This window comes from Lysobacter sp. 1R34A (assembly GCF_051217035.1).
Lineage (GTDB): Bacteria > Pseudomonadota > Gammaproteobacteria > Xanthomonadales > Xanthomonadaceae > Lysobacter.
The window spans coordinates 1-22,236 of the sequence record NZ_JBPKJP010000049.1 but is presented as its reverse complement, the minus strand read 5'-3'; the positions used below and the strand labels follow the sequence as shown (position 1 = coordinate 22,236).

Below are 22,236 nucleotides of genomic sequence, written 5' to 3'. Positions count from 1 at the left end.
GGGCTTTTTCATACGGGACATCCCTGTCCCGATGAAAAACGGCCCGCATCCCTGCGGGCCGCCCTCCGGGTCTTCGTTTGCCTTCGCTAATGCGAATCGGCGCACAGCCACAGCCACAGCCTCAGCCAAGCCAAAGCAGCGGCAATGGCACGGCAACGGCAACGGCAACGGCAACGGCAGGAAGCTGGGATTCCGCGGCGGCTCGCTTTGCCGTTGCCGTGCTCTTGCTTGCTGGGCGTAGCTCCGCGTTACTTGCCCGCCGGCGCCTTGGCCGCGGCGGAAAAATCGCCGGCGGTGTAGACGCTCAGCTGCTCGGGCTTGAGGTGCTTGCGGATCGCGGCGTTGACCGCGTCGACGGTCAGCGCCTTGAATTTCGCGTCGAGGTCGGTGGAGAACTGCATGCTGCGGCCATAGAACAGATTGCTGGCGAGCGCTGAGGCGATCGCCGGGTCGGAGGCGCGGGCCTGTTCGCGCTGGGTCAGCAAGCCGGAGACCGCATCGCGCAGTTCGTCGGCGCCGACGCCGTCCTCGATGAGGCGTGCGAGTTCCTCGCGCATCGCGCGCTCGACCTGGTCCAGGTTCTGCGGCGCGGCGATCGCTTCGATCGACCAGTTGCCGGCGTCGTCGCGGCCGCTGCGGCTGCTGTCGGCGTCGAGGTCGCTGCCGACCCCGTAGCTCAGGCCGTCCCGCTGGCGGATGCGGTCGCCCAGGCGCGACTTGATGGTGCCGCCGCCGAGGATGTAGTTGGCCGCAACCAGCGCCGGGAAGTCCGGGTCGGTGTCCTTCAGCGACAGGTTGGCGCGCGCCAGCAACACGCCGTTGGGTTTGTCCGGGGTGTCGAAGCGGCGGCGCTCGGCGGCGACCGCGGTGTAGCGGGTGTCGATCGGTGCGAACGCGTGCTTCGGGCGCCAGTCGGCGAACAGCTCGCGCAGCTGGTGCTTCAGCGCGGCGGGATCGAAATCGCCGACCACGCTGATCTGGCCTTCGGCGCTGCCGTACAGGTCGCGGTGATAGGCGCGCACGTCGTCGAGCTTGAGCGCCTTGAGCGCCGCCAGCGACTCGTCCAGGTCCATCGCATGCAGCGGATGCCCGGCCGGCCAGGGATCGAAATGCCGGGCCATGGCGATGCCGGCGACGCTGCCGGGTTCCTGGCGCGAGGCTTCCAGGCCGGTGATCGCCTGCAGGCGGTATTGCTCGAATTCCCGCTCCGGATAGGTCGGTGTACGCAGCACCCTGGCTGCCAGCGCGAGCGCTTCGCCGAGTTGCTCGCGGCGCGTGGTCAGCTCGATCCGCGCCGACTGCAGGCTGCCGCTGATGCGCGCGCTGGTTTTGAGCGCTTCGAAGCGTTCGTCGATCTGCTGGCGGGTCAGGCCTTCGCTGCCGCGCATCAGCAGGGCGCCGGCGATGCTGCCGGCGACTTCGCGGTTCCTGAGTGCGGCGAGATCGGCGAAATTGAACGAGGCCGAGACGGTGACGGTGCCGCCGCGGGTTTTCTTCGGCAACAGAGCCAGCTTGAGGCCGCTGCCGACGCCGGTGTCGATCGCGACCGTTTCGGTGCGCGCCTGGATGTTGGCCGGGGTCGGGTCGAAGTGTTCGCCGGCTTCGATCGCGGTCTTGCCGGTATAGCCCTGCAGCACCGTGGCGGCGCTCGGCGCGGCCGGAATCTCGACCCGCTGCGGCGCGTCGGTCGGGACGAAGCGGCCGAAGGTGCGGTTGCTCGGGATCAGGTAGCGACGGGCGACGCGATTGACGTCGTCGGCGCCGACTTTCTCGAGTGCGTCGCGGTAGTGGAAGTACAAACGCCAGTCGCCGGCGACGACCGCGTCCGACAGGCCCATCGCGACGCCGGAGACGTTGGTGTAGGCCAGTTCGAAGCCATTGCGCAGGCGTTGCTTGGCCGCTTCGACTTCGGCCGCGGTCACCGGCTGGCGTTCGATCTGTTCGAGCTGGGCGAGCAACACCTGCTCGGCCTTGGCCGCATCGCCGTCCTTCGGCACCGCGGCGAGCGCGCTGAACAGACCCGGGTCCCGGCGCTGCTCGCTGCTGCCGCCGACGCTCGCGGCCAGGCCGCTATCGACCAGGGCCTTGTGCAGACGGCCACCCGGCACGTGGCCGAGCACCTCGTCGAGCACGCCGAGCGCGGCAGCGTCGGCATGAGTGCCGGCGGGCACGTGGTAGGCCGCCATCAGCAGGCGGATGTCGCCCACCCGGCGCACGGTGACTTCGCGCTCGCCGTCCTGGGCCGGGTCGAGGGTGTAGAACCGGCGCATCGGCCCGGATGGCTTGGTCAGCGGGCCGAAGTGGCGCGCGACCGCGTTCAAGGTCGCGGCGGGGTCGAGCCGGCCGGCTAGCACCAGGGTGGCGTTGTCGGGCCGGTACCAGGCGCGGTAATAGGCCTGCAGGCGTTCGATCGGCACGTTCTCGACGTCGCTGCGCGCGCCGATGGTGCTGTTGCCGTAGTGGTGCCACAGGTAGGCGGTCGAGCGCACGCGCTGCATCAGCGCCGCGACCGGGCTGTTCTCGCCGCTTTCCATCTCGTTGCGGACCACGGTCATTTCGCTGTCGAGGTCCTTCCGGGCGATGTCCGAATGCAGCATGCGATCGGCTTCCAGGCCGAGCAGCCAGTCCAGGGTGGCGTCGTTGGCCGGGAACGAAGCGAAGTAGTTGGTGCGGTCGAGCGAGGTCTCGGCGTTGAAGCCGATGCCGCGCTTCTTCATTTCGGCCGGGATGTCGCGGTGACGCGGCGTGCCCTTGAACAGCAAATGTTCGAGCAGGTGAGCCATCCCGGTCTCGCCGTAGTTTTCCTGCAGCGAGCCCACCGCGTAGATCAGGTTGACCGTCACCGTGGGCTGGCTGGCATCGGGAAACAGCAGCACGCGCAGGCCGTTGCCCAGGCGGTATTCGCAGATGCCCTCGACGCAGGGGCCGGCGCTGACCCCGGCCGGCGGCTTCGGCGATTCGGCCCGGGCCGACGGCAGGGCCAGCGTGAGGACGAGGGCGAGCGAGGCGAGCGGGGCAAGGCGGGTGCGGTAGCGGGGCATGTGAGTCCTGATGGGTCCGATGGCGCTGGAGTGCCGAATGTTTCATGCGCGCTCTGTGAGCGCCGGGTGCAATAGACGAAGATAGCGGCCGATCACCCTAGCGCCTGCGTGCGGCCCCATGAACCCGACGTTCAGTCCGACCCCAGATTCACACGCCGGCCCGAGCGCGGAAACAGCCGCCGCCGGCCTGCCGGTGTTGTACGCCGACGAGACGATCGCAGTCATCGACAAGCCGGCGGGACTGATGGTTCACGACAGCGCGCTTGCGCGCGGCGAGACCGACTTCGCTGCCGACCGCCTGCGCGAGCAGTTCGGCCGGCCGATCTTCCTGGTCCATCGCCTAGACCGGGCCACCAGCGGCTGCCTGTTGCTGGCCTTCGACCGCGAAGCGGCCTCGACCCTGGGCAAGGTGCTGATGTCGCGCGAGGTCGAGAAGGATTACCTGGCGGTGTGCCGCGGCTGGCCCGCCGAGGACGCGTTCGAGGTCGATCACGACCTCGACGGCGGCCCCGGCAAGCCGGTCAAGAAGCCGGCGCTGACCCGCTTCCGCTGCCTGGGACGAACCGAGCTGGCCCTGCCCTCGGCGGGCTTCGAGACCTCGCGCTACGCCCTGCTGCTGGCGCAGCCGCAGACTGGGCGCTTCCGTCAGATCCGCCGCCACCTCAAGCATCTGTCGCATCACCTGATCGGCGACACCAGCCACGGCGACGGCCGCCACAACCGCAGTTTCCGCATGCTCGGCATCCATCGCATGTTGCTGCACGCGCAGCGGCTGGCCTTCCTGCATCCGCTCAGCGGCGAACGCATCGTCGCGGTGGCGCCGCCGGACCGGGAGTTCGCCAAGGCGCTGGCGCTGTTCGAGACCCCGCTCAGCGCTTGAGTGCGGGCGCCTTTCCCCCTTTGACAAAGAGGGGCAGGGGGACGCTCCTGTGCCTTGGCGACGAAGCCGGCTCAGCCGCCCGTCGCAGGCTGGGGCGGGCTCGGCGGCGCCGGCGGTGCATAAGGCGCCGGTGCAGTCTTGTCGTCGCCATCGACGATGTCCCTGACCTCGTCGCGCAGCTCGCGCTGCATGCGCTCGAACATGCCTTTCATCAGCGGCTGCATTTCCTGCATGGTCCGGCCCATCGCCTGCGGCATCTTTTCCATGATGCTGCGCCCGGCCGGGCTGCCGTAGAAATCGATGATCGCCTGCACTTCAGCGGCATCGAAGGTTTCGCCGTAGACCTTGCGGTAGATCGGCGCGACCGCCTTCCAGTCCAGCATCTGCTCGACCACGTTCATCTGCCGGGCCAGGCTGCGCTGGAGCGCTTCGCGTTGCTTGTCGTCGAGGCGGTCGCCGGCTTCGGCCTCGGCCATCATCTCGGCCGATTCGCGCATCTGCTTGAGCATCTCGCCCTTCATGCGCTCGTAGTTCATCGACTGCATGAGCCGGTCGATCTGCGCGTCGCTCGGACGGGCGGCGAAGGCCGGCGCCGCGCATAGCGCGGTGCTCAGCAACACGACGGACAGGCCGCGGGAGAGCTGGATCATGGGGGTCTTCCTTGAAGGGGGACGGCATCGTCCGTGGGGACGCCGGCCGTCGATGCGGCGGGCAGGGTGGATTCGATCGGGTTCGCCCGGACGCCGGGCGATCAGGGGCGGCGCTCGTACTGCCTGTAGACCGGGCGCGCGGCGGCGTTGGAGGCGGCGTTGAGCAGGTCCTGCAGGAAGGCGTCGCGCAGCACCTGCTTCGGCGTGCCCGAGCCGTTGCCGCCGATCCCGTAACCTTGCCGGCTCATCTGTTGCAGCGCGCGCCGGCCTTCCGGGGTGCGCGACAGTTCGGTCAGCGCCTGCAGCTCGGATGCGCTGAAGCCGCCATTGCTCTGTTCGAAACCGTCGCGGTCGTAGACGTTGCCGTAGGCGTCGCGGCCGTAGTGGCTGTCGTCGTAGCGGCGCTCGTCGCGGCCGTCGTCGTACTGGTTCGCGGCGCCGGCGGCGTTCTGCAACTGCTGCATGAAGCCGCTCTGCACGCCGGCGTACTTGCGCAGGATTTCCTGGTCGGTCGCATTCGCCGGCCGCCCGACCACGGCCTCGGCCATCGCCTGGGCCGACTGCAGGGTCTGCCGCTGCGCGCGCGGCGAGGCGACGGCGTCGACGTTGGCCGGGTCGATGTAGCCGCTTTGCGCCAGGGCCGGCGCGGCGGCGAACATCGCGGTAAACATCAGCGCGGCGAGCGGGGTTGCGGCGAGCGGGCGGGGCTGGCGCTGCTGCATCGGACTTCCTCCTTGGACCGGTCCGGGCATGGTCCGCCTCGCCCGCGGCCGCGTCAACGCTGGCCGCCACAGCCGCCCGCCGCGGTCAAGCCCGGCGGCAGCCGCGCCTCGCACCCGGGGCCGTCAATGCCGCGTAATGGACGCGACCGCGCGCCGGTCTACAATCGCCGGCGGAGGAGAGCATGGTGGATCTGTCGATCACGATTCCCGAACAGGAATTGGTCGAGCGCTTCGTGCGTTCGACCGGTCCTGGCGGGCAAAACGTAAACAAGGTCGCGACTGCGGTGGAACTGCGCTTCGATATCGCGCAGTCGCCGTCGTTGCCCGAGGCCGTGCGCGAGCGTTTGCTGAGCAAGCGCGACCGGCGCGTGACCACCGAGGGCGTGCTGGTGATCAGCGCGCAGCGTTTCCGCACCCAGGAACGCAACCGCGAGGACGCCCGCGAGCGCCTGGCCGCCTTCGTCGACAGCGGCCTGCGCGCGCCCAAGCCGCGCATCGCCACCAAGCCCAGCCGTGCTTCCAAGGAACGCCGCCTCGGCGCCAAGCGCGAACGCAGCTCGACCAAGCGCGGTCGTTCGCAAAGCAATTGGGACTGACGGAGCCCGCATGCAGCAGCCAGCCCGCGACGACATCGTCCTGACCTTGCCGCCGAACGTGCCGCAAGTGCGCTTCAACCGTTTCACCCGATGGATCGGCCGCACCATCCTGCGGCTCGGCGGCTGGCGCATGGTCGGCGCCTTTCCCGACATTCCGCGCGCGGTACTGATCGGCGCACCGCATTCCTCGAACTGGGACGGCGTCTGGGGGTTCGCGGCGAAGGCGGCGATGGGCCTGGACGTGAAAGTCCTCGGCAAGGACTCGCTGTTCCGGGTGCCGCTGCTCGGCGGCCTGCTGCGTTCGCTCGGGGTGATCCCGGTCAACCGCAGCGCCGCGCACGGCGTGATCGAGCAGGCCGCGGCGATGATCCGCGCCCAGGAGCATTTCTGGTTCGGCCTCGCTCCCGAAGGCACGCGCAAGGTGGTCGAGCGCTGGAAGGCGGGGTTCTGGAAGATCGCCAAGGCCGCCGACGTGCCGGTGGTGCCGGCGTATTTCCACTACCCCGACAGGATCATCGGCATCGGCGAGGCGTTCCACCTCGGCGAGGACATGGAGGCCGACATGCGCCGCATCCGCGACTGGTACAAGCCCTGGCAGGGCAAGCACCACGGCACGAGCTGACCGATCGGTCTGATCCGAGTCGAGCCGGCCGGCCGCGCCGGCTCCCGGCGTTGCGTGCGTGCGGGCGGGCGGCCCGGACGTTACTTGCGCGGACGGCCCGCGCGCTTGCCGCCGGCCGGCCCGCCGTGGCCGGCGCTGTCGCTTTGTTCCAGCTGCAGGCGCAGGTCGTTCAAGGTCGAGACGATGTGGGCGCACAGCAGGTCGGCCACGCGCGCGGAGTCGCGCGCCAGCCAGGCGTCGAGGATTTCGTGATGCTCGCTGCTGGCCCGGGCCTCGCGGCCTTCGGGCTCCAGGTGCTTGCGCACGTAGCGTTCGGCCAGCACCTGCAGGCGTTCGACCAGCTGGGTGGTGACATGCCGTCCGCCCGGCCGCACCAGCGACAGATGGAAGGTGCGGTTGTAGCGCACCGCGTTGTGGATGTCGGTCTTCGAGGCGGTTTCCAACGCGGCCAGCGCGGCCGCGGCGGTCTTGCGTGCCTCCTCGCCGGCTTCCAGGCAGGCATGCGCGGCGGCGTCGGGCTCGATCTTCAGGCGCAGCGCGAACACTTCCTCGGCCTCGCCGGCGGTCATCGCCGGGACGAAGAAACCGCGGTTCGGGTGCGAGCTCAACAAGCCCTGCTGTTCCAGCCGGCCGAGCGCTTCGCGCAGCGGGATCTTGCTGATGCCGAGCTCCTCGGCGAGCAGTTCCTGGCGGATCGGCGCGAGCGGCGGAATCTGGGTCGACAGAATGCGTTCGCGGACCACTTCGAAGGCTTGGTCGGACAACGAACGGGGGACGATGCTCATGCGTTCAGTCTACCCAACCGCCGGCGCCCGCGGCCTCTCCGCGGCGAGCCGCGCACCGCTGCAGCGCGGTCGTGGCGTCGCTGTGCAGAGGATCGGTTCGGGAAGGAGAGCGGACGCGGCGAGCACGCGGGACGCATGGCGGTGGGCGAGGGCCGTTCGTCGGCGCGCACAGCCCTGACCAGCCGGTAATCGACTGCACGGACTGGCGTCACGGAATCGGCTGAAATTACTGGATACCGTATACGGTATACAAAATGGCCTGGCGACATGACAGGCGTGTGACCGGCACGGCAGGGGGCCGCCGGTGAACAGACTCGGGACCGATCGAAGGGGCAGGCCCAGGCCTGCGCCGCGAACCCGGCTGCCCGGCCGGAGGGGCAGCGCGAATGCGCGCCGAGCTCCGCGACGTCTGCCGCGCCCGCCCTGGATCCGCCGGCCGTTCCCGTCCCCCACGAACGTGCGCGATGCGCGCGTCCCGACCACCGAGCCAACCGAGCCAACCGAGCAAGGAGAGCCGCCCTCATCCACTCGTTCGATCGTCGATGACTTTCCGCAGTCCGGAACCACGGACCCGATCGCCAGGCCGCACGACGCCGCCGCATCGGGCCCGATGTCCAATCAAAGGAGAATGCGATGTCTTTTGCACCCAAACCGCGGACCACCCAGGTCCTGATGCTTGGCGCCGTCGTCACCGCCGCCAGTTTTCTCAGCTATGCCTTGCCCTGGGCCGCTTTGAACGGCGTCCCCGCCGCATCGAGCCCGGTACCGGCGTCCCTGTCGAGCGCGATCGCGGGCACGCCGTCGCCGCGCGCCGACTTCGCCATGAATCTCGCCGTCGGCACCGGCCCGCAGACCGCGGCCGCCCGCATCGCCGCAGTGCGCAAATCGCCGGCGACCGAACGGCAGATCTTCGGTGCGCACCAGCAGGACCGCGCCGCCGAGCCTTCGCTGCGCCTTCCCCACCAGCCGATGCTGCGCGAACGCGCCGACACCGAGTACGACCGCTTCGATGCGCGTCGCGACCTCCTGCAACGGCCCTCGCTCGCCAAGTTCAGCGCGCGCAGCCTGCAGGCGGCCGCGGCCGCCTGCGACGCCAGCCAGTTCGCCAGCCTCAGCGGCGATGCCCTGGTCGCCGCGGTCAAGAGCGCCGACACCGACTGCATCAACCAGTTGTTCGGCCTCAGCGGCGCCACCGCCTACGGCACCTTCCGCGAAGCGCAGATGGTGACGATCGCCAATGCCCTGGCCGCATCGGCGCGCGACTACGACGGCAGCAACGCCGGCAGCACCCTGCAACTGGTGATGTACCTGCGCGCCGGTTATTACGTGCAGTTCTACGACACCAGCGTCGGCGCGTACGGCGCACCGTTGAAGAGCGCGATCCGTCCGGCCCTCGACGCCTTCGCCGCGAATCCGAACTTCGGCCTGGTCAACGACGAACACGGCGAAACCCTGGCCGAGTTCGTCACCCTGATCGACAGCTCTACCGAGAACGCGCGTTACCTGTACGTGGTCAAGCGCCTGCTCGACAGCTACAACAGCAGCTATAACGCCTACTTCTGGATGAAGGTCGCGGTCAACAACGTCTACAACGTGACCTTCCGCGGCCACCAGGATGCGGCCTTCCGCGCCGCGGTGCAGGCCGACCCCTCGGTCGTCGAGACGATGTACAGCTTCGCCGACAGGCACTTCGCGATGCTGGGCCAGGCCGACGACTACCTGGTGTCCAACGCCGGCCGCGAGATCGGCCGTTTCCTGCAGTACACCGGCAACGTCAAGAGCATCGCCCAGGCGCGCGCCAAGACCCTGCTCGAGCGTTCCTCGGTGTCGGGACCGACCGCGCGCCTGTGGGTCGGCATCGGCGAAATGGTCGACTACTACGACAAGGCCAACTGCAGCTATTACAGCCTGTGCGATTTCACCGCCCGGGTCGAAGCGGCGGCCCTGCCGATCCGCCACACCTGCAGTCCGACCCTGCGCCTGCGCGCGCAGGCGATGACCGCGGCGCAACTGGCCGACACCTGCGCGATCGTGGCCGGCGAGGAAACCTATTTCCATCGCACCCTGGCCACCGGCGGCGTGCCGGTCGCCGACGACCGGAACGCGGCGCTGGAAATGGTGGTGTTCGACAGCAGCACCGATTACGGCACCTACGCGGGCGCGATCTTCGGCATCGACACCAACAACGGCGGCATGTACCTGGAAGGCAACCCGGCTACCGTCGGCAACCAGGCGCGTTTCATCGCCTACGAGGCCGAGTGGATGCGTCCGCAGACCTTCGAGATCTGGAACCTGACTCACGAGTACATCCATTACCTCGACGGCCGCTTCAACATGTACGGCGACTTCAACGCGGCGATGAAGCAAAAGACCGTCTGGTGGGTCGAGGGCTTCGCCGAATACATGTCGTTCTCGTACCGCAACCTAGTCAACACCGCGGCGCAGGGCGAGGCCGCGCGCGGCACCTACGCGCTCAGCCGGGTCTACCAGAACGACTACAACAGCGGCCAGAACCTGGTCTACCGCTGGGGCTATCTGGCGGTGCGTTTCATGTTCGAGCAGCGCCGCAGCGAAGTGAACAGCATCCTGGGCTACTTCCGTCCCGGCAATTACACCGGCTACGCCGCCTACATGGGAAGCATCGGCAGCAACAACGACGCGGCCTTCCGGGCCTGGCTGCCCTGCGTCGCCACGCCGGACGGCCCCGGTTGCGGCGGCACGCCGAACCAGTCGCCGGTGGCCGGGTTCGGCCACACCGCGAACGGCTTGACGGTGAGCTTCAGCGATTCGTCCTCCGACCCCGACGGCAGCATCGCCTCGCGCGCCTGGAGCTTCGGAGACGGTACCGGTTCGACCGCCACGAACCCGAGCAAGACCTACGCCGCCGCGGGCACCTACACCGTGCAGCTCACGGTCACCGACAACCGCGGCGCGACCGCGACCACCCGCAAATCGGTGACGGTCACCGGGGGCACCGCGAACACCCCGCCGGTGGCGGCGTTCACCACGCGGGTCGATGGCCTGAAGGTGAGCTTCGCCGACGGCTCCTCGGATGCCGACGGCAGCATCGTCGCGCGCGCATGGAACTTCGGAGACGGCACCGGCTCGACCGCCGCGAATCCGGTCAAGACCTACGCCGCGGCCGGGACCTATGCGGTGCAGTTGACCGTGACCGACAATCGCGGCGCGCGCACCACGCTCGCCAAGAGCGTCACCGTGAGCAGCGGCGGCAGCCTGCCGGAGTGCGGCGGCGCGGACCCGCGCGAGCTCGGCCGCAACTGCTCGCGCAGCAATCTGGCGGCCTCGGCCGACGGCTACGTGTATCTGTATCTGCAGGTGCCGCAGGGCACCACGCAGTTGCGCATCACCAGCTCCGGCGGCACCGGCAACGCCGACCTCTACGTCAACACGCTGGGCGCCTGGGCCACGCGCTCGGCGCACAACTATCGTTCGACCGCGAGCGGCAACACCGAAACGCTGACCGTCAACAACCCGCCGACCGGCTACGTGTTCGTCAGCCTGCACGGAGCGACCGCTTTCAGCGGCGTGCGCCTGAGCGTGCAGTACTGAGTTCGGTCCGAGCTCGGGGTGCGAGCTAGTGGTCCGGACTAGCCGTACGAGCCAGCGGTCCGAGCTGGCGGCCAACGCTAGCGGCAACGACGGCGGGGCGGGGGGCGCGAGCTCCCGCCCCGTTTCATTCGCGATCGCAGCTCAGCGATCGGACTGGCCGGTCGCGTAGTAATCGCCGCGCACGAACAGGTCGGGCTGGATCAGCTCGGTGAAGGCGCGCGCCTGCGGCGACAGATACTTGCCCTTGCGCACCACCACGCCGTAGCTGCGAGAAGGGAAATACTCGGCCAGCGAACGCGCCGACAGCCGCGCGCGGTCGGCGTCGGTCAGGCAGATCGCGGTGACGATGCTGATGCCGAGCCCCATCGCCACGTATTGCTTGATCACCTCCCAGCCGCCGACTTCGAGCGCGACCGTGTACGGCACCCGGTTCTGCTGGAACACCACGTCGACCATGCGGTAGGTGGTCAGCCGCTGCGGCGGCAGGATCAGGCCATAGGGACCGAGGTCCTGCAGGGTCAGGGTCTCGAGCTTGGCCAGCGGGTGGTCGCGCGGGGTGATCAGCATCGGCTCGAAGCGGTAGACCGGGGCGTAGCTGAGGTCGCCGGGCACATCGAGCATCGAGCCCACCGCCAGGTCGACCGCGTCCGAGCGCAGCAGGTCCAGGCCGCCGGCGCCGGTGACGTTATGCAGGGTCAGGCGGACCTCGGGATGGGCGGCGCGGAAGGCTTCGACGATCTTCGGCAGCAGATACAGGATGGTCGAACTGCCGGCGGCCACGTTGAGCTCGCCCGCATCCAGGCCGCGGATGCGCTCGCGGAAGCTGCCCTCCAGGGCGTCCAGGCCCTCGACCAGGGGCCGGGCCAGCTCGTACAGCGCCTCGCCCTCGCGGGTCAGGGCCAGGCGGCGGCCGCTGCGCTCGAGCAGGCGCACGCCCATCTCGCGTTCCAGCGCCTGAAGCTGAAGGGTGACGGCCGGCTGGCTCAGGTAGAGCGCCTCAGCAGCTCGTGAGACTGAGCCCAGGCGCGCAGTTTGGCAGAAGGCACGCAAGGGCTTGAGCCGATCACCTTTGTAAGCAAATCGCGGACTTAGGCCGCGTGTCGTGGCCACATGAGAACTACTTATAAGTTATTCAAATGATATGCATTGAAAAAACTTGATTGTCAAATACAAGACGCCAGCGCATGGTCTGGGCAACGGACCGGTTCGTCGGAACCGGTCCCCATCCCCCAGGAGTCGCACCAATGTCGGCAGTGATCTCGCAATGGCAGCAACCGCAACAGGAGCAACGTCAGCCGGGTGACGGCATCGAGCTCACGGCCAGCCTGGCCGGACAGGAGCAATTGCTGACCCCGGCCGCCCTCGAATTCCTCGCCGGGCTGCACCGCCGTTTCGAACCGGCGCGCCAGGCCCGCCTCGCCGCCCGCCGCGAGCGCCAGGCTTACTTCGATGCCGGCGGCTTGCCGGACTTCCGCGCCGACACCGCGGCGATCCGCAACGGCCACTGGCGGGTCGCGCCGCTGCCGACCGCCTTGCTCGACCGCCGAGTCGAGATCACCGGCCCCTGCGATCCGAAGATGGTGATCAACGCCCTCAACTCGGGCGCCAAGGTCTACATGGCCGACTTCGAGGACAGCACCGCGCCGACCTGGGCCAACCTGCTGACCGGCCAGCGTGCGCTCAGGAAGGCGGTCGCCGGCACCCTCGACTGGATGGCGCCGGACGGCTCCAAGCACTACACTCTCAAGCCCTTCGAGGAGCAGGCGGTGCTGATGGTGCGCCCGCGCGGCTGGCACCTCGACGAGAAGCATCTGCGCGTCGACGGCGCGCCGATCGCCGGCGGCCTGTTCGACCTGGGCCTGTTCGCCTTCCACAACGCCGCCGCGCTGGCCGCCAAGGACCGCGGCCCGTATTTCTACCTGCCCAAGCTGCAGTCGATGGAGGAAGCGCAGCTGTGGAACGAGGTGCTCGACCACGTCGAGCGTGCGCTGGGCCTGGCCGCCGGCCAGATCAAGGTCACGGTGTTGATCGAGACCCTGCCGGCGGTGTTCGAGATGGACGAAATCCTGCACGCGCTGCGCAGCCGCATCGCCGGCCTCAACTGCGGCCGCTGGGACTACGTGTTCTCCTATCTCAAGACCTTCCGCGCGCATCGCGACAAGGTCCTGCCGGAGCGCGGCCAGGTCACCATGACCCAGCCGTTCCTGCGCGCGTATTCGGAGCTGTTGATCCAGACCTGCCACAAGCGCGGCGCGCATGCGATGGGCGGCATGGCCGCGCAGATCCCGATCAGCGGCGACGAGGCCGCCAACGAAGCCGCGCTGGCCAAGGTGCGCGCCGACAAGCTGCGCGAAGTCACCGCCGGCCACGACGGCACCTGGGTCGCGCACCCGGCGCTGATCCCGCTGGCGATGCGCATCTTCGACGAGCGCATGCCGACTCCGCACCAGCAGCACGTGCTGCGCGACGACGTGCTGATCATCCGCGACGACCTGATCAAGCCGTCGTTCGGCACGATCACCCGCAGCGGCTTCGAAGGCAACGTCGAGGTCTGCGTGCGCTATCTCGCCGCCTGGCTCGAAGGCAACGGCTGCGTGCCGATCCACTGGCTGATGGAAGACGCCGCCACCGCCGAGATCGCCCGCACCCAGCTGTGGCAGTGGCTGCACGCCGACGGCCTGTTCCTCGACGACGGCACGCCGCTCGATTTCGCCCTGCTCGAACGCGCCCTGATCGGCCTGCCGAGCAAGCTCGCCGACCGCATGAAGCTGCCGGGCGGCAGCAAGCTCGACGAGGCCATCGCGATGCTCGACGCGCTGACTCACGCCGACACCCTGGAAGAGTTCCTGACCCTGCCCGCGTACCAGCGCATCGATTGAGTCGCAGCGCCTCCCTACCCCACGTCATACGACCCATACGCAAGGAATCGAAGTCATGAGCCACACCCTGCCGACCGCCGATCAACTCCGTGACGACTGGGCCAACAACCCGCGTTGGGCCGGCATCACCCGCCCGTATTCGGCCGAGGACGTGGTGCGCCTGCGCGGCACGGTGCCGGTCGAGCATTCGATCGCCAAGCTCGGCGCCAACAAACTGTGGAAGTCGCTGCATACCGAAGACTTCGTCAACGCGCTCGGCGCGCTCACCGGCAACCAGGCCATGCAGCAGGTCAAGGCCGGCCTCAAGGCGATCTATCTGTCGGGCTGGCAGGTCGCCGCCGACGCCAACATCGCCGGCGAGATGTATCCCGACCAGTCGCTGTACCCGGCCAACTCGGTGCCGCAGGTGGTGCGCCGGATCAACAACACCCTGCTGCGCGCCGACCAGATCCAGTGCTCGGAAGGCAGTGGCGAGGTCGACTTCCTGCAGCCGATCGTGGCCGACGCCGAAGCCGGCTTCGGCGGCGTGCTCAACGCCTTCGAGCTGATGAAGGGCATGATCGAGGCTGGCGCTTCGGGCGTGCATTTCGAAGACCAGCTCGCCTCGGTGAAGAAGTGCGGCCACATGGGCGGCAAGGTGCTGGTGCCGACCCGCGAAGCGGTCGAGAAGCTGGTCGCCGCGCGCCTGGCCGCCGATGTCATGGGCGTGCCGACGCTGATCGTCGCGCGCACCGACGCCGAAGCCGCCGACCTGCTGACCGCCGACATCGACCCCAACGACCAGCCCTTCACCACCGGCGAGCGCACCGTCGAAGGCTTCTACAAGACCCGCAACGGCCTCGACCAGGCGATCAGCCGCGGTCTGGCCTACGCGCCGTACGCCGACCTGGTGTGGTGCGAGACCGGCAAGCCCGACCTGGAATTCGCGCGCAAGTTCGCCGAGGCCATCCACGCCAAGTTCCCGGGCAAATTGCTGGCCTACAACTGCTCGCCGAGCTTCAACTGGAAGAAGAACCTCGACGACGCGACCATCGCCAAGTTCCAGAAAGAAATCGCCGGCTACGGCTACAAGTTCCAGTTCATCACCCTGGCCGGCTTCCACAGCCTCAACTACGGCATGTTCAACCTGGCCCACGGGTATGCGCGCCGCCAGATGAGCGCGTTCGTGGAACTGCAGGAGGCCGAGTTCGCCGCCGCCGAAAAGGGCTTCACCGCGGTCAAGCACCAGCGCGAGGTCGGCACCGGCTATTTCGACGCGGTGACCCAGACCATCCAGGGCAACCAGTCCTCGACCGTGGCGCTGAAGGGCTCGACCGAGGAAGAGCAGTTCCACGACCACAGCAAGGCCGCCGCCTGAGCCCTCGTCCGCAAGACGCGAGAGGATAGGGACGGGAGGGGCTCCGCAAGGAGCCCTTCTTCGTTCGAGGCCGCCGCCGCGCCGCTGGCCGCGGCGGTGTCGCGTTCCCGGGCCGGCGCGTCTGCGGGGAGGGCGCAGTCGTACGATCCCGTCTTGTGTGCCATCGCCCGGCGAGGGAGAACCCGACGGGTCCGGCTGGCGCCCGGACCGGCGACGCCGCATAGCCGATAAGTACTAGGTCGGTGCGCGGCCGGGCGAGGACGAGGCCGGCCGGTGCCGCATGAACAGGCGGCCGTGGCCTGAAGTCGATGCCGAACCAGGCGAAAATCCCCGACTGCGCGGTGTTTCCTTCGCGCAACGCCCGCGCGCGGCCGCCACGCGGCTGCAACGCATTGGCTGCGTAATGGCCGTGGATGCCGGCGCGGACTGGCCGTTTCGGCCCCAAACCCGCGTTAGCAGTTCAGACCAGATGCTATCCTGCTGGCGGAACCCCACAGGATGAGGGGTGTGGGGAGATCGGGATGAATCGCGACATGGCGGTGCCCTCGATGGGCCGCGAAACCGACAACTCGACAGCGACCGCGGCGCCAACGGACGTGGCGATGGCCGTGCTGACGCCCGGCGAATTCGAACTGTTCGCCGAGATCGGGCGGCCGCGCCGGGTCGAGGCCGGGCAGGTGCTGTTCCGTCGCGGCGAACTCGGCACCACCATGTTCGTGATCGCGCGCGGCGCGATCGTCCTGGACTTCGGCGACGACCTGGTCACCAAGCGCCTGGGCGTACGCGAGTTCTTCGGCGAGCTCGGCCTGCTGATCGGCGACCACGCCCGCAGCGCCGACGCGATCGCCGCCACCGACGGCCTGCTGGTGGAACTGCGGCACGAGGAGTTCCAGCGTCTGGTCGATCGCGACCCGTCCCTGGTCTCGTATTTCCTGCGCCGCGCGATCATGCGCGTGGTGCTCAACGAACAAAGCCTGATCCGGCGCCTGCGCCGCCGCAACCAGGACCTGGAAGCGGCGCTCGACAGCCTGTACGCGACCACCCACCAGCTCAACCAGACCGAAGAGCTGATCCGTACCGACGACCTGACCGGCCTGTACAACCGTCGCGGCCTGACCCTGCACCTGCAGGAAAGCCGCACCGTCGGCATGCCCGACGCGATGGGCCTGATCCTGATCGACTGCGACCGCTTCAAGCAGGTCAACGACGACCACGGTCATCTGGTCGGCGACCGCGTGCTGCAGAGCGTCGCCAACATCCTGCGTTCGGTGGCCGGCCCGGAGGACATCGCCTGCCGGCTCGGCGGCGACGAATTCTGCCTGCTGGTCGCGGCGTCGACGCGCCAGGACGTGATGCGCTTCGCCGACTTCATCGTCTCGACCGTGCACGGCCTGCTGCTGATCCCGCAATCGCCGCCGACGATCTGTCCGGTCAGCGTCGGCGCCTGCCTGGTCAGCGCGAAGCACGAATGGAACGACTGGTATGCGCACGCGGACGGCGCGCTGTACCAGGCCAAGCGGTTGGGCGGCAATCGCGTGCATTGGCAGGACGCGGAACTGACGTCGGCATGAGCCGCGTCGACAAGGATGCCGCCATGAACGACGCCCACCGACCCAACGCCGACGGGCCGCAATTGCGGACCCTGTTGCTGACCGACCTGTGCGATTCGACCACCCTGGTCGAACGCCTCGGCGACGGTCCGGCTGCATCCTTGTTCCGCGAGCACGACCGCTTGGTGCTGCAGTTGCAGCAGCGTTGGCGCGGCCGCCTGATCGACCGTTCCGACGGCTTGCTGCTGTTGTTCGAGCGGCCCATCGACGGGCTCGGTTTCGCCCTCGACTACGCCCGCGGCCTGCGCGAGCTCGGCGCGCCGCGCAAGCTGACCCTGCAGGCCCGCGCCGGCCTGCACGTCGGCGAAGTGCTGACCTGGCGCAACAGCGACGAGGCGGTGCAGGTCGGCGCCAAGCCGGTCGAGGTCGAAGGCCTGGCCAAGCCGATGGCCGGCCGGCTCATGGCGACCGCGCGTCCCGGCCAGATCCTGCTGTCGGCGATCGCCGAGCCGCTGGCGCATCGCGCCGCGCGCGAGCTCGGCGAACGCGGCCAGCAACTGCTGTGGAAATCGCACGGCCGCTGGCGCTTCAAGGGCGTGCCGGAAGCGCAGGAAATCTACGAGGTCGGCGAGCCCGGCATCGCGCCTTTGCGCGCGCCGCCGAACGGGCCCAAGGCCTGGCGCGACATTCCCCTGTGGCGGCGTCCGGCCGCGCTCGCCGCCGAGGTCGCCTTGCTCGCGATGGTCGGCACCGGGGTGTGGTTCGCGACCCGGCCGCAGCCGGCGATCGCCTTCAACCAGCGCGACTGGGTGGTGGTCGGCGACCTGCGCAACCTGACCGGACAGAGCGTGCTCGACGATTCGCTGGAACAAGCCTTCCGCATCAGCCTGGAGCAATCGCGCTACGTCAACGTGCTGTCCGACCTCAAGGCGCGCGACACCCTCGACCGCATGCAGCGCAAGGCCGACACCGTGCTCGACCGCGCGGTCGCCTCGGAGATCGCGCTGCGCGACGGCGCGCGCGCGGTGATCCTGCCGACGGTGGCCGAAGTCGGCGGGCGGGTGCGGGTGAGCGCCGAAGTGATCGATCCGCACACCCAGACCACGGTGTATGCCGAGTCGGCCGACGGCGTCGGTGCGGCCTCGGCGCTGACTTCGATCGACGAGGTCACCTCCGCGCTGCGCGGCAAGCTCGGCGAAGCGCTCAAAAGCATCGACAAGGATTCCGAGCCGCTGCCCAAGGTCGCGACCGGCAACCTCGATGCGCTGCGCGCCTATGCGCTCGGCACCAAGGCCTACGCCCATCGCCAGCTAGACGAGGCCCAGCAGTACTTCCAGCGCGCGGTCCAGATCGACCAGAAGTTCGCCCTGGCGCACATGGGCATCATGCGTGTCCATGTCAGCAACGCCGACAACGACAGCGCGCGGCCTTATCTGGAGCGCGCACAGGAGCTGCGCGACCACCTGACTCCGCGCGAGGCCCTGTACCTCGACGCGTGGGCGGCCGAGTTCGGCCCGCAGCCCTCGCTGCATGCGCCGGGCAAGTGGAAGCTGCTGGCGGGGGTGTACCCGGATTACTTCGCCGGGCGCTATCAATACGCCTGGTCGGAATTCCTCGCCAACCGCTTCGACAGCGCGCTGGCCGCGACCACGGCCGCGACCGCGCCGCAGGAACCGCTGCGCAACGTCGCCTTCGAGCTGGCCGGGCGCATCCACCTGTCGCAGGAGCGTTACGCCAAGGCTCTCGACGCGTTCAAGCAAGCCGAACTCAGCGGCCATTACGCGCCCAACCGCCGTCACGCCTCGGCGCTGGCGGCGATGCGCCGTTTCGACGAGGCCAACCGGATCCTCGACTCGCTGACCGAGCGTGGCCAGATCGCCGGCGGGAACCTGACCTACCAGTTCGAGCGCATCGCGGTGCCGCTGGACCAGGGCCAGTACGACAAGGCCGCCGAAATCGCGCGCGAAGCGGCGCGCGCCGCGCGCGGCGCCGCGGTCGTGGTGCGTCACCCGCTGCGCTTCACCGAATTGATGGTGCGCAGCGCGTCCGGCAAGGATCGGCCGAGCTCGGCCGAGATCGAGCTGTTCGCCGATGCGGTGCTGGCCGACGCCGGCAAGCCCGACAGCGCCGACCAGGACGATCTGACCTTGAGTGCGCTGGCCGCGGTGCGCCTGGCCCAGCGCCAGGGCGACCGCGCTCTGGCCGAGCGCCTGTTGCCGCGCGTGGTCAAGGCGGTCAACACCAGCGGCAGCCCCGTGTCGCGCAAGTTGCTGCAGGTCGCGCGCGCCGAGCAACTGCGCCTGGCCGGCAAGCCCGAGGAGGCGATCCGCGAATTGCGCGGGCTCGGCGACGGCAGCGAACCCTTCCAGGCCCACGTCGCCTTGCGCGATGCATTGCTCGCGGCCGGCCGCGAGGACGAGGCGGCCGTCGAAACCCGCTGGATCGCCACCCATCGCGGCCGCGCCTACGGCGATCCGGCCGGCGCCCAGGTGTATCTGGCGATGAACGTCGCCGATGCTTCGGCGGCGCAGCGCGAGTTGGCGAAAGCCACCGCCGCGGTCGAGCCCGGCGGCTGACGCGCACGGCGGCGCCGTCCTGCGCAGGCGCGCAGGACGGTCGATTCGACCGGATCTTGCGAGCGAGACGATCGCTCGGCGCGACGGCTGGCCCCCTGCCCGCCGCCGCGCCCGGGTTCAGGCCAGGGTGCCGCCGGAGCCGCCGCCGAAGCTGGCCTGGACCTGGCCGACTTCGAGCATGAACACCACCGTATGCGCACCGGCCGCGGTCAGGCTGCCGCGCAGTTCGTCGCGCGCGGCCTGCACTTCTTCCTTGCTGGCCAGCGAGGTGACCCGCAGGCAGCTGGCGCCGGCCAGTGCGGCCTGGGTCTGCTGCGGCGCGAGGCCGAGGCTGTTTTGCAATGCGGCGCCGGGGTCCTTGGCGAATTCAGTGCGGAACTTGTCGTCCGAGCTGAGCAGATCGAGCAGGCGGTCGGCGACCTCGGGTGCCAGCGGCGGGTGCCCGTTCTTGTGGTTGTTGTCGATAGACATCTGTTTCCCCTTGTGAAGACCCGTTGCGGGCCTGTCTGCGGCCGAATTTATCGCTGTTGGGGAGCGGCGAACAGCAGCCGCTCACCCGCGTAGCACGCAAAAACGCCCAACCGCCGGCCATTCGGCGCCCCGTGCGGCGCCGATCCAGGCGTTCAGGGCGCTAATCGCCGTGCTTGTTCAGCTGTCTCGTTCAGTTGCGACGCGCGCGCTGGAACGGCTTGCGGGCGATGGGCATGATACGGAGCCCGCATGACCGGCCGGCGGCGATCCGCTCGCCGCGCCCGTCGCCGCCCAGGAACCCTCGATGCGCATCCGCCGCTGCTCCGTGCTTTTCTTCGAGCCGCGCGAGCAGGTCGCCTTCGATCTGTCCTCGCTGCTGTCCGGCGGCGCCGGCTTGGCGCGGCAGTTGCGCTGGCTCGCGCTCGCCGCCCATCTCGACGGCGAGATCGAGGTCGACGCGGAGCAGCGCGAACTGCTCGGCCGGCTGAGCCCGGGCGACTGGGTCGACGCGAGCGCGCTGAGCGCGGCCGACGGCGAGGTGCTGACGCACTTGCTCGACATCGGCCTGGTGCTGTGCGATGCCGCCGATGCCAGTGCGCCGCGCATCGCCTATCGCGAGCGCGACGAACGCCTGCGCAGCGGCCATTGGTTTGCGCCGGCGGCGATGCTGCACCGCCTCGCGCGCTGGCAGGGCCTGGACGCCGTCGCCGCGATGGACGCCAGCGAGCTGCATACCGCAACCGACTTGCGTCGCAAGCTCGGCGCGCCGCCGCCGCCGGTGCTGGAACGCGGTCCGGCCGAGCGGCGCATCGGCTTGCCGCGCACCGCCGGCAACGCCTTCGATGCGCTGCTCGCGCGGCGTTCCACCTGCCGCAACTTCGATGCCGCGCGCCCGCTGTCGCAGGCCGTGTTCGCGCACATGCTGCAGCGGGTGTTCGCCGCGCAGGCCCTGGTCAAGGTGCAGGACGACACCGTCTTCCTGAAGAAACATTCGCCGTCCGGCGGCGGCCTGCACCCCACCGAGGCCTATCTGATCGTGCAGCGCGTCGACGGCGTCGCGCCCGGGCTGTATCACTACCACGCGCTCGATCACGCGCTCGAACCCCTGCCCGCACCGCAGGCGCCGTTGAGCGAATTCGCTTTGTGCGCCCTGGCCGGGCAGCACTGGTTCGCCGACGCCCCGGCGATGGCGGTGCTGACGCCGCGCTACGCGCGCAGCTTCTGGAAATACCGCCAGCACGCCAAGGCCTATCGCGCGCTGGTGCTCGACAGCGGCCATCTGTCGCAGACGCTGTACCTCAGCGCGACCGAACTCGGGCTCGGTGCGTTCGTGACCTCGGCGATCAACGAGGCCGACATCGAGCAGGCTTTCGGCCTCGACCCGCTGGTCGAAGGGCCGCTGGCGATCTGCGGCTTCGGCTGGCGCGGCGAGCGCATGGCCAACACCGAATTCGACCCGGCCGGTGCGGTCTGGGGCGAGGGCGCCTCGCCCGTTCGCTGAGGCGCTGCAACGCAGCGTGCCAGCCGGCGGCGCGACGCCTGCCGTCGAGCGATGTCATCCTGAGGCCTTCGCATCCATCGAGAGGCGCGACGCCATGTGGCCCGACCGGCGTATCCAGGACTTGTTCGGCATCGAGCTGCCGATCGTGCAGGCGCCGATGGCCGGCCCGACCCTCGCCGAGATGGTGATCGGCGCCGCCCAGGCCGGCGCGCTGGGCTCGCTGCCCTGCGCCCTGCTCGGCGTCGAACAGGCGCATGAGCAGTGCCGCTTGATCCGCGCCGCGAGCGACCGGCCGCTCAACCTCAACTTCTTCTGCCATCGTCCGCCGCCGCCCGATCCCGCGCGCGAATCGGCCTGGCGCGAGCGCCTGGCCGGGTATTACCGCGAGTTCGGCCTGGACCCGGCGATGCCGGTGCCGGCCTCGAACCGCAGTCCGTTCGACGAGGCCTACTGCGAACTCGTCGAAACGGTGAGGCCCGAAGTGGTCAGTTTTCACTTCGGCCTGCCCGAGCCGCGCCTGCTCGAGCGCGTCCGCGCCGCCGGCGCGCGCATCGTGTCCTCGGCGACCACCGTCGCCGAAGCGCGCTGGCTGGAAGCGCACGGCTGCGACGCGATCATCGCCCAGGGCGCCGAGGCCGGCGGCCATCGCGGCTTGTTCCTCGGCGCGGACGACGAGGTCTCGACCCAGGTCGGCCTGTTCGCATTGTTGCCGCAGGTGGTCGATGCGGTGCGGGTGCCGGTGATCGCCGCCGGCGGCATCGGCGATGCGCGCGGCATCGTCGCCGCGTTCGCGCTCGGCGCGGCCGCGGTGCAGATCGGCACCGCGTATCTGTTCTGCCCGGAGGCGAAGTTGTCGCCGCTGCACCGTCAGGCCTTGCAGGACGCGCGCGACGACCAGACCGCGCTGACCAACCTGTTCACCGGCCGTCCGGCGCGCGGCATCGTCAACCGCCTGATGCGCGAGCTCGGGCCGATGTCGGCGCTGGCGCCGGCGTTCCCGCTCGCCGGCGGCGCGCTCGCGCCCCTGCGCGCGCAG

At 69.4% G+C, this 22,236-nt stretch carries 16 protein-coding genes; 10 read left to right on the top strand and 6 right to left on the bottom strand.

Annotated features, from left to right (window positions below; all coding sequences use genetic code 11):
* Window positions 1-248: 248 nt before the first annotated feature.
* The gene (locus tag ACSAMQ_RS12440; RefSeq protein WP_435395940.1) at window positions 249-3,041 is read right to left on the bottom strand and encodes a M16 family metallopeptidase; all 2,793 of its coding nucleotides are present in this window, start codon (window positions 3,039-3,041) and stop codon (window positions 249-251) included.
* A gap of 118 nt (window positions 3,042-3,159) precedes the next feature.
* Here ACSAMQ_RS12440 and ACSAMQ_RS12435 point away from each other — a divergent pair, with 118 nt between their 5' ends.
* On the top strand, window positions 3,160-3,921 hold the full coding sequence (locus ACSAMQ_RS12435) for a pseudouridine synthase (protein WP_435395939.1): 762 nt from the start codon (window positions 3,160-3,162) through the stop codon (window positions 3,919-3,921).
* Window positions 3,922-3,992: 71 nt separating this feature from the next.
* Here ACSAMQ_RS12435 and ACSAMQ_RS12430 read toward each other — a convergent pair whose 3' ends face one another.
* Window positions 3,993-4,571 carry a DUF2059 domain-containing protein gene (locus ACSAMQ_RS12430; RefSeq protein WP_435395938.1) on the bottom strand — a complete coding sequence of 193 codons (579 nt, stop codon included), beginning with the start codon at window positions 4,569-4,571 and terminating at the stop codon, window positions 3,993-3,995.
* Between the two features lie 101 nt (window positions 4,572-4,672).
* On the bottom strand, window positions 4,673-5,293 hold the full coding sequence (locus ACSAMQ_RS12425; RefSeq protein ID WP_435395937.1) for a hypothetical protein: 621 nt from the start codon (window positions 5,291-5,293) through the stop codon (window positions 4,673-4,675).
* A gap of 185 nt (window positions 5,294-5,478) precedes the next feature.
* Here ACSAMQ_RS12425 and arfB point away from each other — a divergent pair, with 185 nt between their 5' ends.
* Together arfB and ACSAMQ_RS12415 are read left to right on the top strand one after the other, a co-directional pair.
* Window positions 5,479-5,889: an alternative ribosome rescue aminoacyl-tRNA hydrolase ArfB gene (arfB, locus tag ACSAMQ_RS12420; protein ID WP_435395936.1), complete on the top strand. Its 411-nt coding sequence runs from the start codon at window positions 5,479-5,481 to the stop codon at window positions 5,887-5,889.
* A 10-nt stretch (window positions 5,890-5,899) separates the two neighbouring features.
* Window positions 5,900-6,511, top strand: coding sequence for a 1-acyl-sn-glycerol-3-phosphate acyltransferase (locus ACSAMQ_RS12415; RefSeq protein ID WP_435395935.1), 612 nt, complete (start codon window positions 5,900-5,902; stop codon window positions 6,509-6,511).
* An 80-nt stretch (window positions 6,512-6,591) separates the two neighbouring features.
* On the opposite strand, the gene ACSAMQ_RS12410 is transcribed toward ACSAMQ_RS12415, so the two are convergent.
* On the bottom strand, window positions 6,592-7,296 hold the full coding sequence (locus tag ACSAMQ_RS12410) for a GntR family transcriptional regulator (protein ID WP_435395934.1): 705 nt from the start codon (window positions 7,294-7,296) through the stop codon (window positions 6,592-6,594).
* Window positions 7,297-7,929: 633 nt separating this feature from the next.
* On the opposite strand from ACSAMQ_RS12410, the gene ACSAMQ_RS12405 reads away from it, so the two are divergent.
* Window positions 7,930-10,866, top strand: a complete 2,937-nt coding sequence (locus ACSAMQ_RS12405) for a collagenase (RefSeq protein WP_435395933.1) — start codon at window positions 7,930-7,932, stop codon at window positions 10,864-10,866.
* A 141-nt stretch (window positions 10,867-11,007) separates the two neighbouring features.
* On the opposite strand, the gene ACSAMQ_RS12400 is transcribed toward ACSAMQ_RS12405, so the two are convergent.
* Window positions 11,008-11,976 (bottom strand): LysR family transcriptional regulator, encoded by a 969-nt coding sequence (locus ACSAMQ_RS12400; protein ID WP_435395932.1) that lies wholly within the window; start codon window positions 11,974-11,976, stop codon window positions 11,008-11,010.
* Window positions 11,977-12,110: 134 nt separating this feature from the next.
* Between ACSAMQ_RS12400 and aceB the strand changes: the two genes are divergently transcribed.
* The 4 genes from aceB (at window position 12,111) to ACSAMQ_RS12380 (ending at window position 19,228) form a co-directional block, all read left to right on the top strand.
* Window positions 12,111-13,745 carry a malate synthase A gene (gene aceB / locus ACSAMQ_RS12395; RefSeq protein WP_435395931.1) on the top strand — a complete coding sequence of 545 codons (1,635 nt, stop codon included), beginning with the start codon at window positions 12,111-12,113 and terminating at the stop codon, window positions 13,743-13,745.
* A 55-nt stretch (window positions 13,746-13,800) separates the two neighbouring features.
* Window positions 13,801-15,102, top strand: a complete 1,302-nt coding sequence (aceA, locus tag ACSAMQ_RS12390) for an isocitrate lyase (protein WP_435395930.1) — start codon at window positions 13,801-13,803, stop codon at window positions 15,100-15,102.
* Between the two features lie 533 nt (window positions 15,103-15,635).
* Window positions 15,636-16,673, top strand: a complete 1,038-nt coding sequence (locus tag ACSAMQ_RS12385; RefSeq protein WP_435395948.1) for a diguanylate cyclase domain-containing protein — start codon at window positions 15,636-15,638, stop codon at window positions 16,671-16,673.
* Between the two features lie 23 nt (window positions 16,674-16,696).
* The gene (locus tag ACSAMQ_RS12380; RefSeq protein WP_435395929.1) at window positions 16,697-19,228 is read left to right on the top strand and encodes a putative peptide modification system cyclase; all 2,532 of its coding nucleotides are present in this window, start codon (window positions 16,697-16,699) and stop codon (window positions 19,226-19,228) included.
* Between the two features lie 117 nt (window positions 19,229-19,345).
* On the opposite strand, the gene ACSAMQ_RS12375 is transcribed toward ACSAMQ_RS12380, so the two are convergent.
* Entirely contained in the window at window positions 19,346-19,699 is a 354-nt protein-coding gene (locus ACSAMQ_RS12375) for an NHLP-related RiPP peptide (protein ID WP_435395928.1), read from the bottom strand.
* 304 nt (window positions 19,700-20,003) lie between these two features.
* Here ACSAMQ_RS12375 and ACSAMQ_RS12370 point away from each other — a divergent pair, with 304 nt between their 5' ends.
* Complete coding sequence (locus ACSAMQ_RS12370) at window positions 20,004-21,200, top strand: putative peptide maturation dehydrogenase (protein ID WP_435395927.1); 1,197 nt, start codon at window positions 20,004-20,006, stop codon at window positions 21,198-21,200.
* A gap of 94 nt (window positions 21,201-21,294) precedes the next feature.
* Window positions 21,295-22,236 (top strand): NAD(P)H-dependent flavin oxidoreductase (locus ACSAMQ_RS12365; RefSeq protein WP_435395926.1); only part of this gene is annotated, 942 nt, incomplete at its 3' end.

What these genes read in the sequence shown, in the direction of transcription:
- ACSAMQ_RS12440 (WP_435395940.1), bottom strand. Translation starts at nt 3,041, where the DNA reads ATGCCCCGCTACCGCACCCGCCTTGCCCCGCTCGCCTCGCTCGCCCTC.
- ACSAMQ_RS12435 (WP_435395939.1), top strand. Translation starts at nt 3,160, where the DNA reads ATGAACCCGACGTTCAGTCCGACCCCAGATTCACACGCCGGCCCGAGC.
- ACSAMQ_RS12430 (WP_435395938.1), bottom strand. Translation starts at nt 4,571, where the DNA reads ATGATCCAGCTCTCCCGCGGCCTGTCCGTCGTGTTGCTGAGCACCGCG.
- ACSAMQ_RS12425 (WP_435395937.1), bottom strand. Translation starts at nt 5,293, where the DNA reads ATGCAGCAGCGCCAGCCCCGCCCGCTCGCCGCAACCCCGCTCGCCGCG.
- ACSAMQ_RS12415 (WP_435395935.1), top strand. Translation starts at nt 5,900, where the DNA reads ATGCAGCAGCCAGCCCGCGACGACATCGTCCTGACCTTGCCGCCGAAC.
- ACSAMQ_RS12410 (WP_435395934.1), bottom strand. Translation starts at nt 7,296, where the DNA reads ATGAGCATCGTCCCCCGTTCGTTGTCCGACCAAGCCTTCGAAGTGGTC.
- ACSAMQ_RS12405 (WP_435395933.1), top strand. Translation starts at nt 7,930, where the DNA reads ATGTCTTTTGCACCCAAACCGCGGACCACCCAGGTCCTGATGCTTGGC.
- aceB (WP_435395931.1), top strand. Translation starts at nt 12,111, where the DNA reads ATGTCGGCAGTGATCTCGCAATGGCAGCAACCGCAACAGGAGCAACGT.
- aceA (WP_435395930.1), top strand. Translation starts at nt 13,801, where the DNA reads ATGAGCCACACCCTGCCGACCGCCGATCAACTCCGTGACGACTGGGCC.
- ACSAMQ_RS12385 (WP_435395948.1), top strand. Translation starts at nt 15,636, where the DNA reads ATGGCGGTGCCCTCGATGGGCCGCGAAACCGACAACTCGACAGCGACC.
- ACSAMQ_RS12380 (WP_435395929.1), top strand. Translation starts at nt 16,697, where the DNA reads ATGAACGACGCCCACCGACCCAACGCCGACGGGCCGCAATTGCGGACC.
- ACSAMQ_RS12375 (WP_435395928.1), bottom strand. Translation starts at nt 19,699, where the DNA reads ATGTCTATCGACAACAACCACAAGAACGGGCACCCGCCGCTGGCACCC.
- ACSAMQ_RS12370 (WP_435395927.1), top strand. Translation starts at nt 20,004, where the DNA reads ATGCGCATCCGCCGCTGCTCCGTGCTTTTCTTCGAGCCGCGCGAGCAG.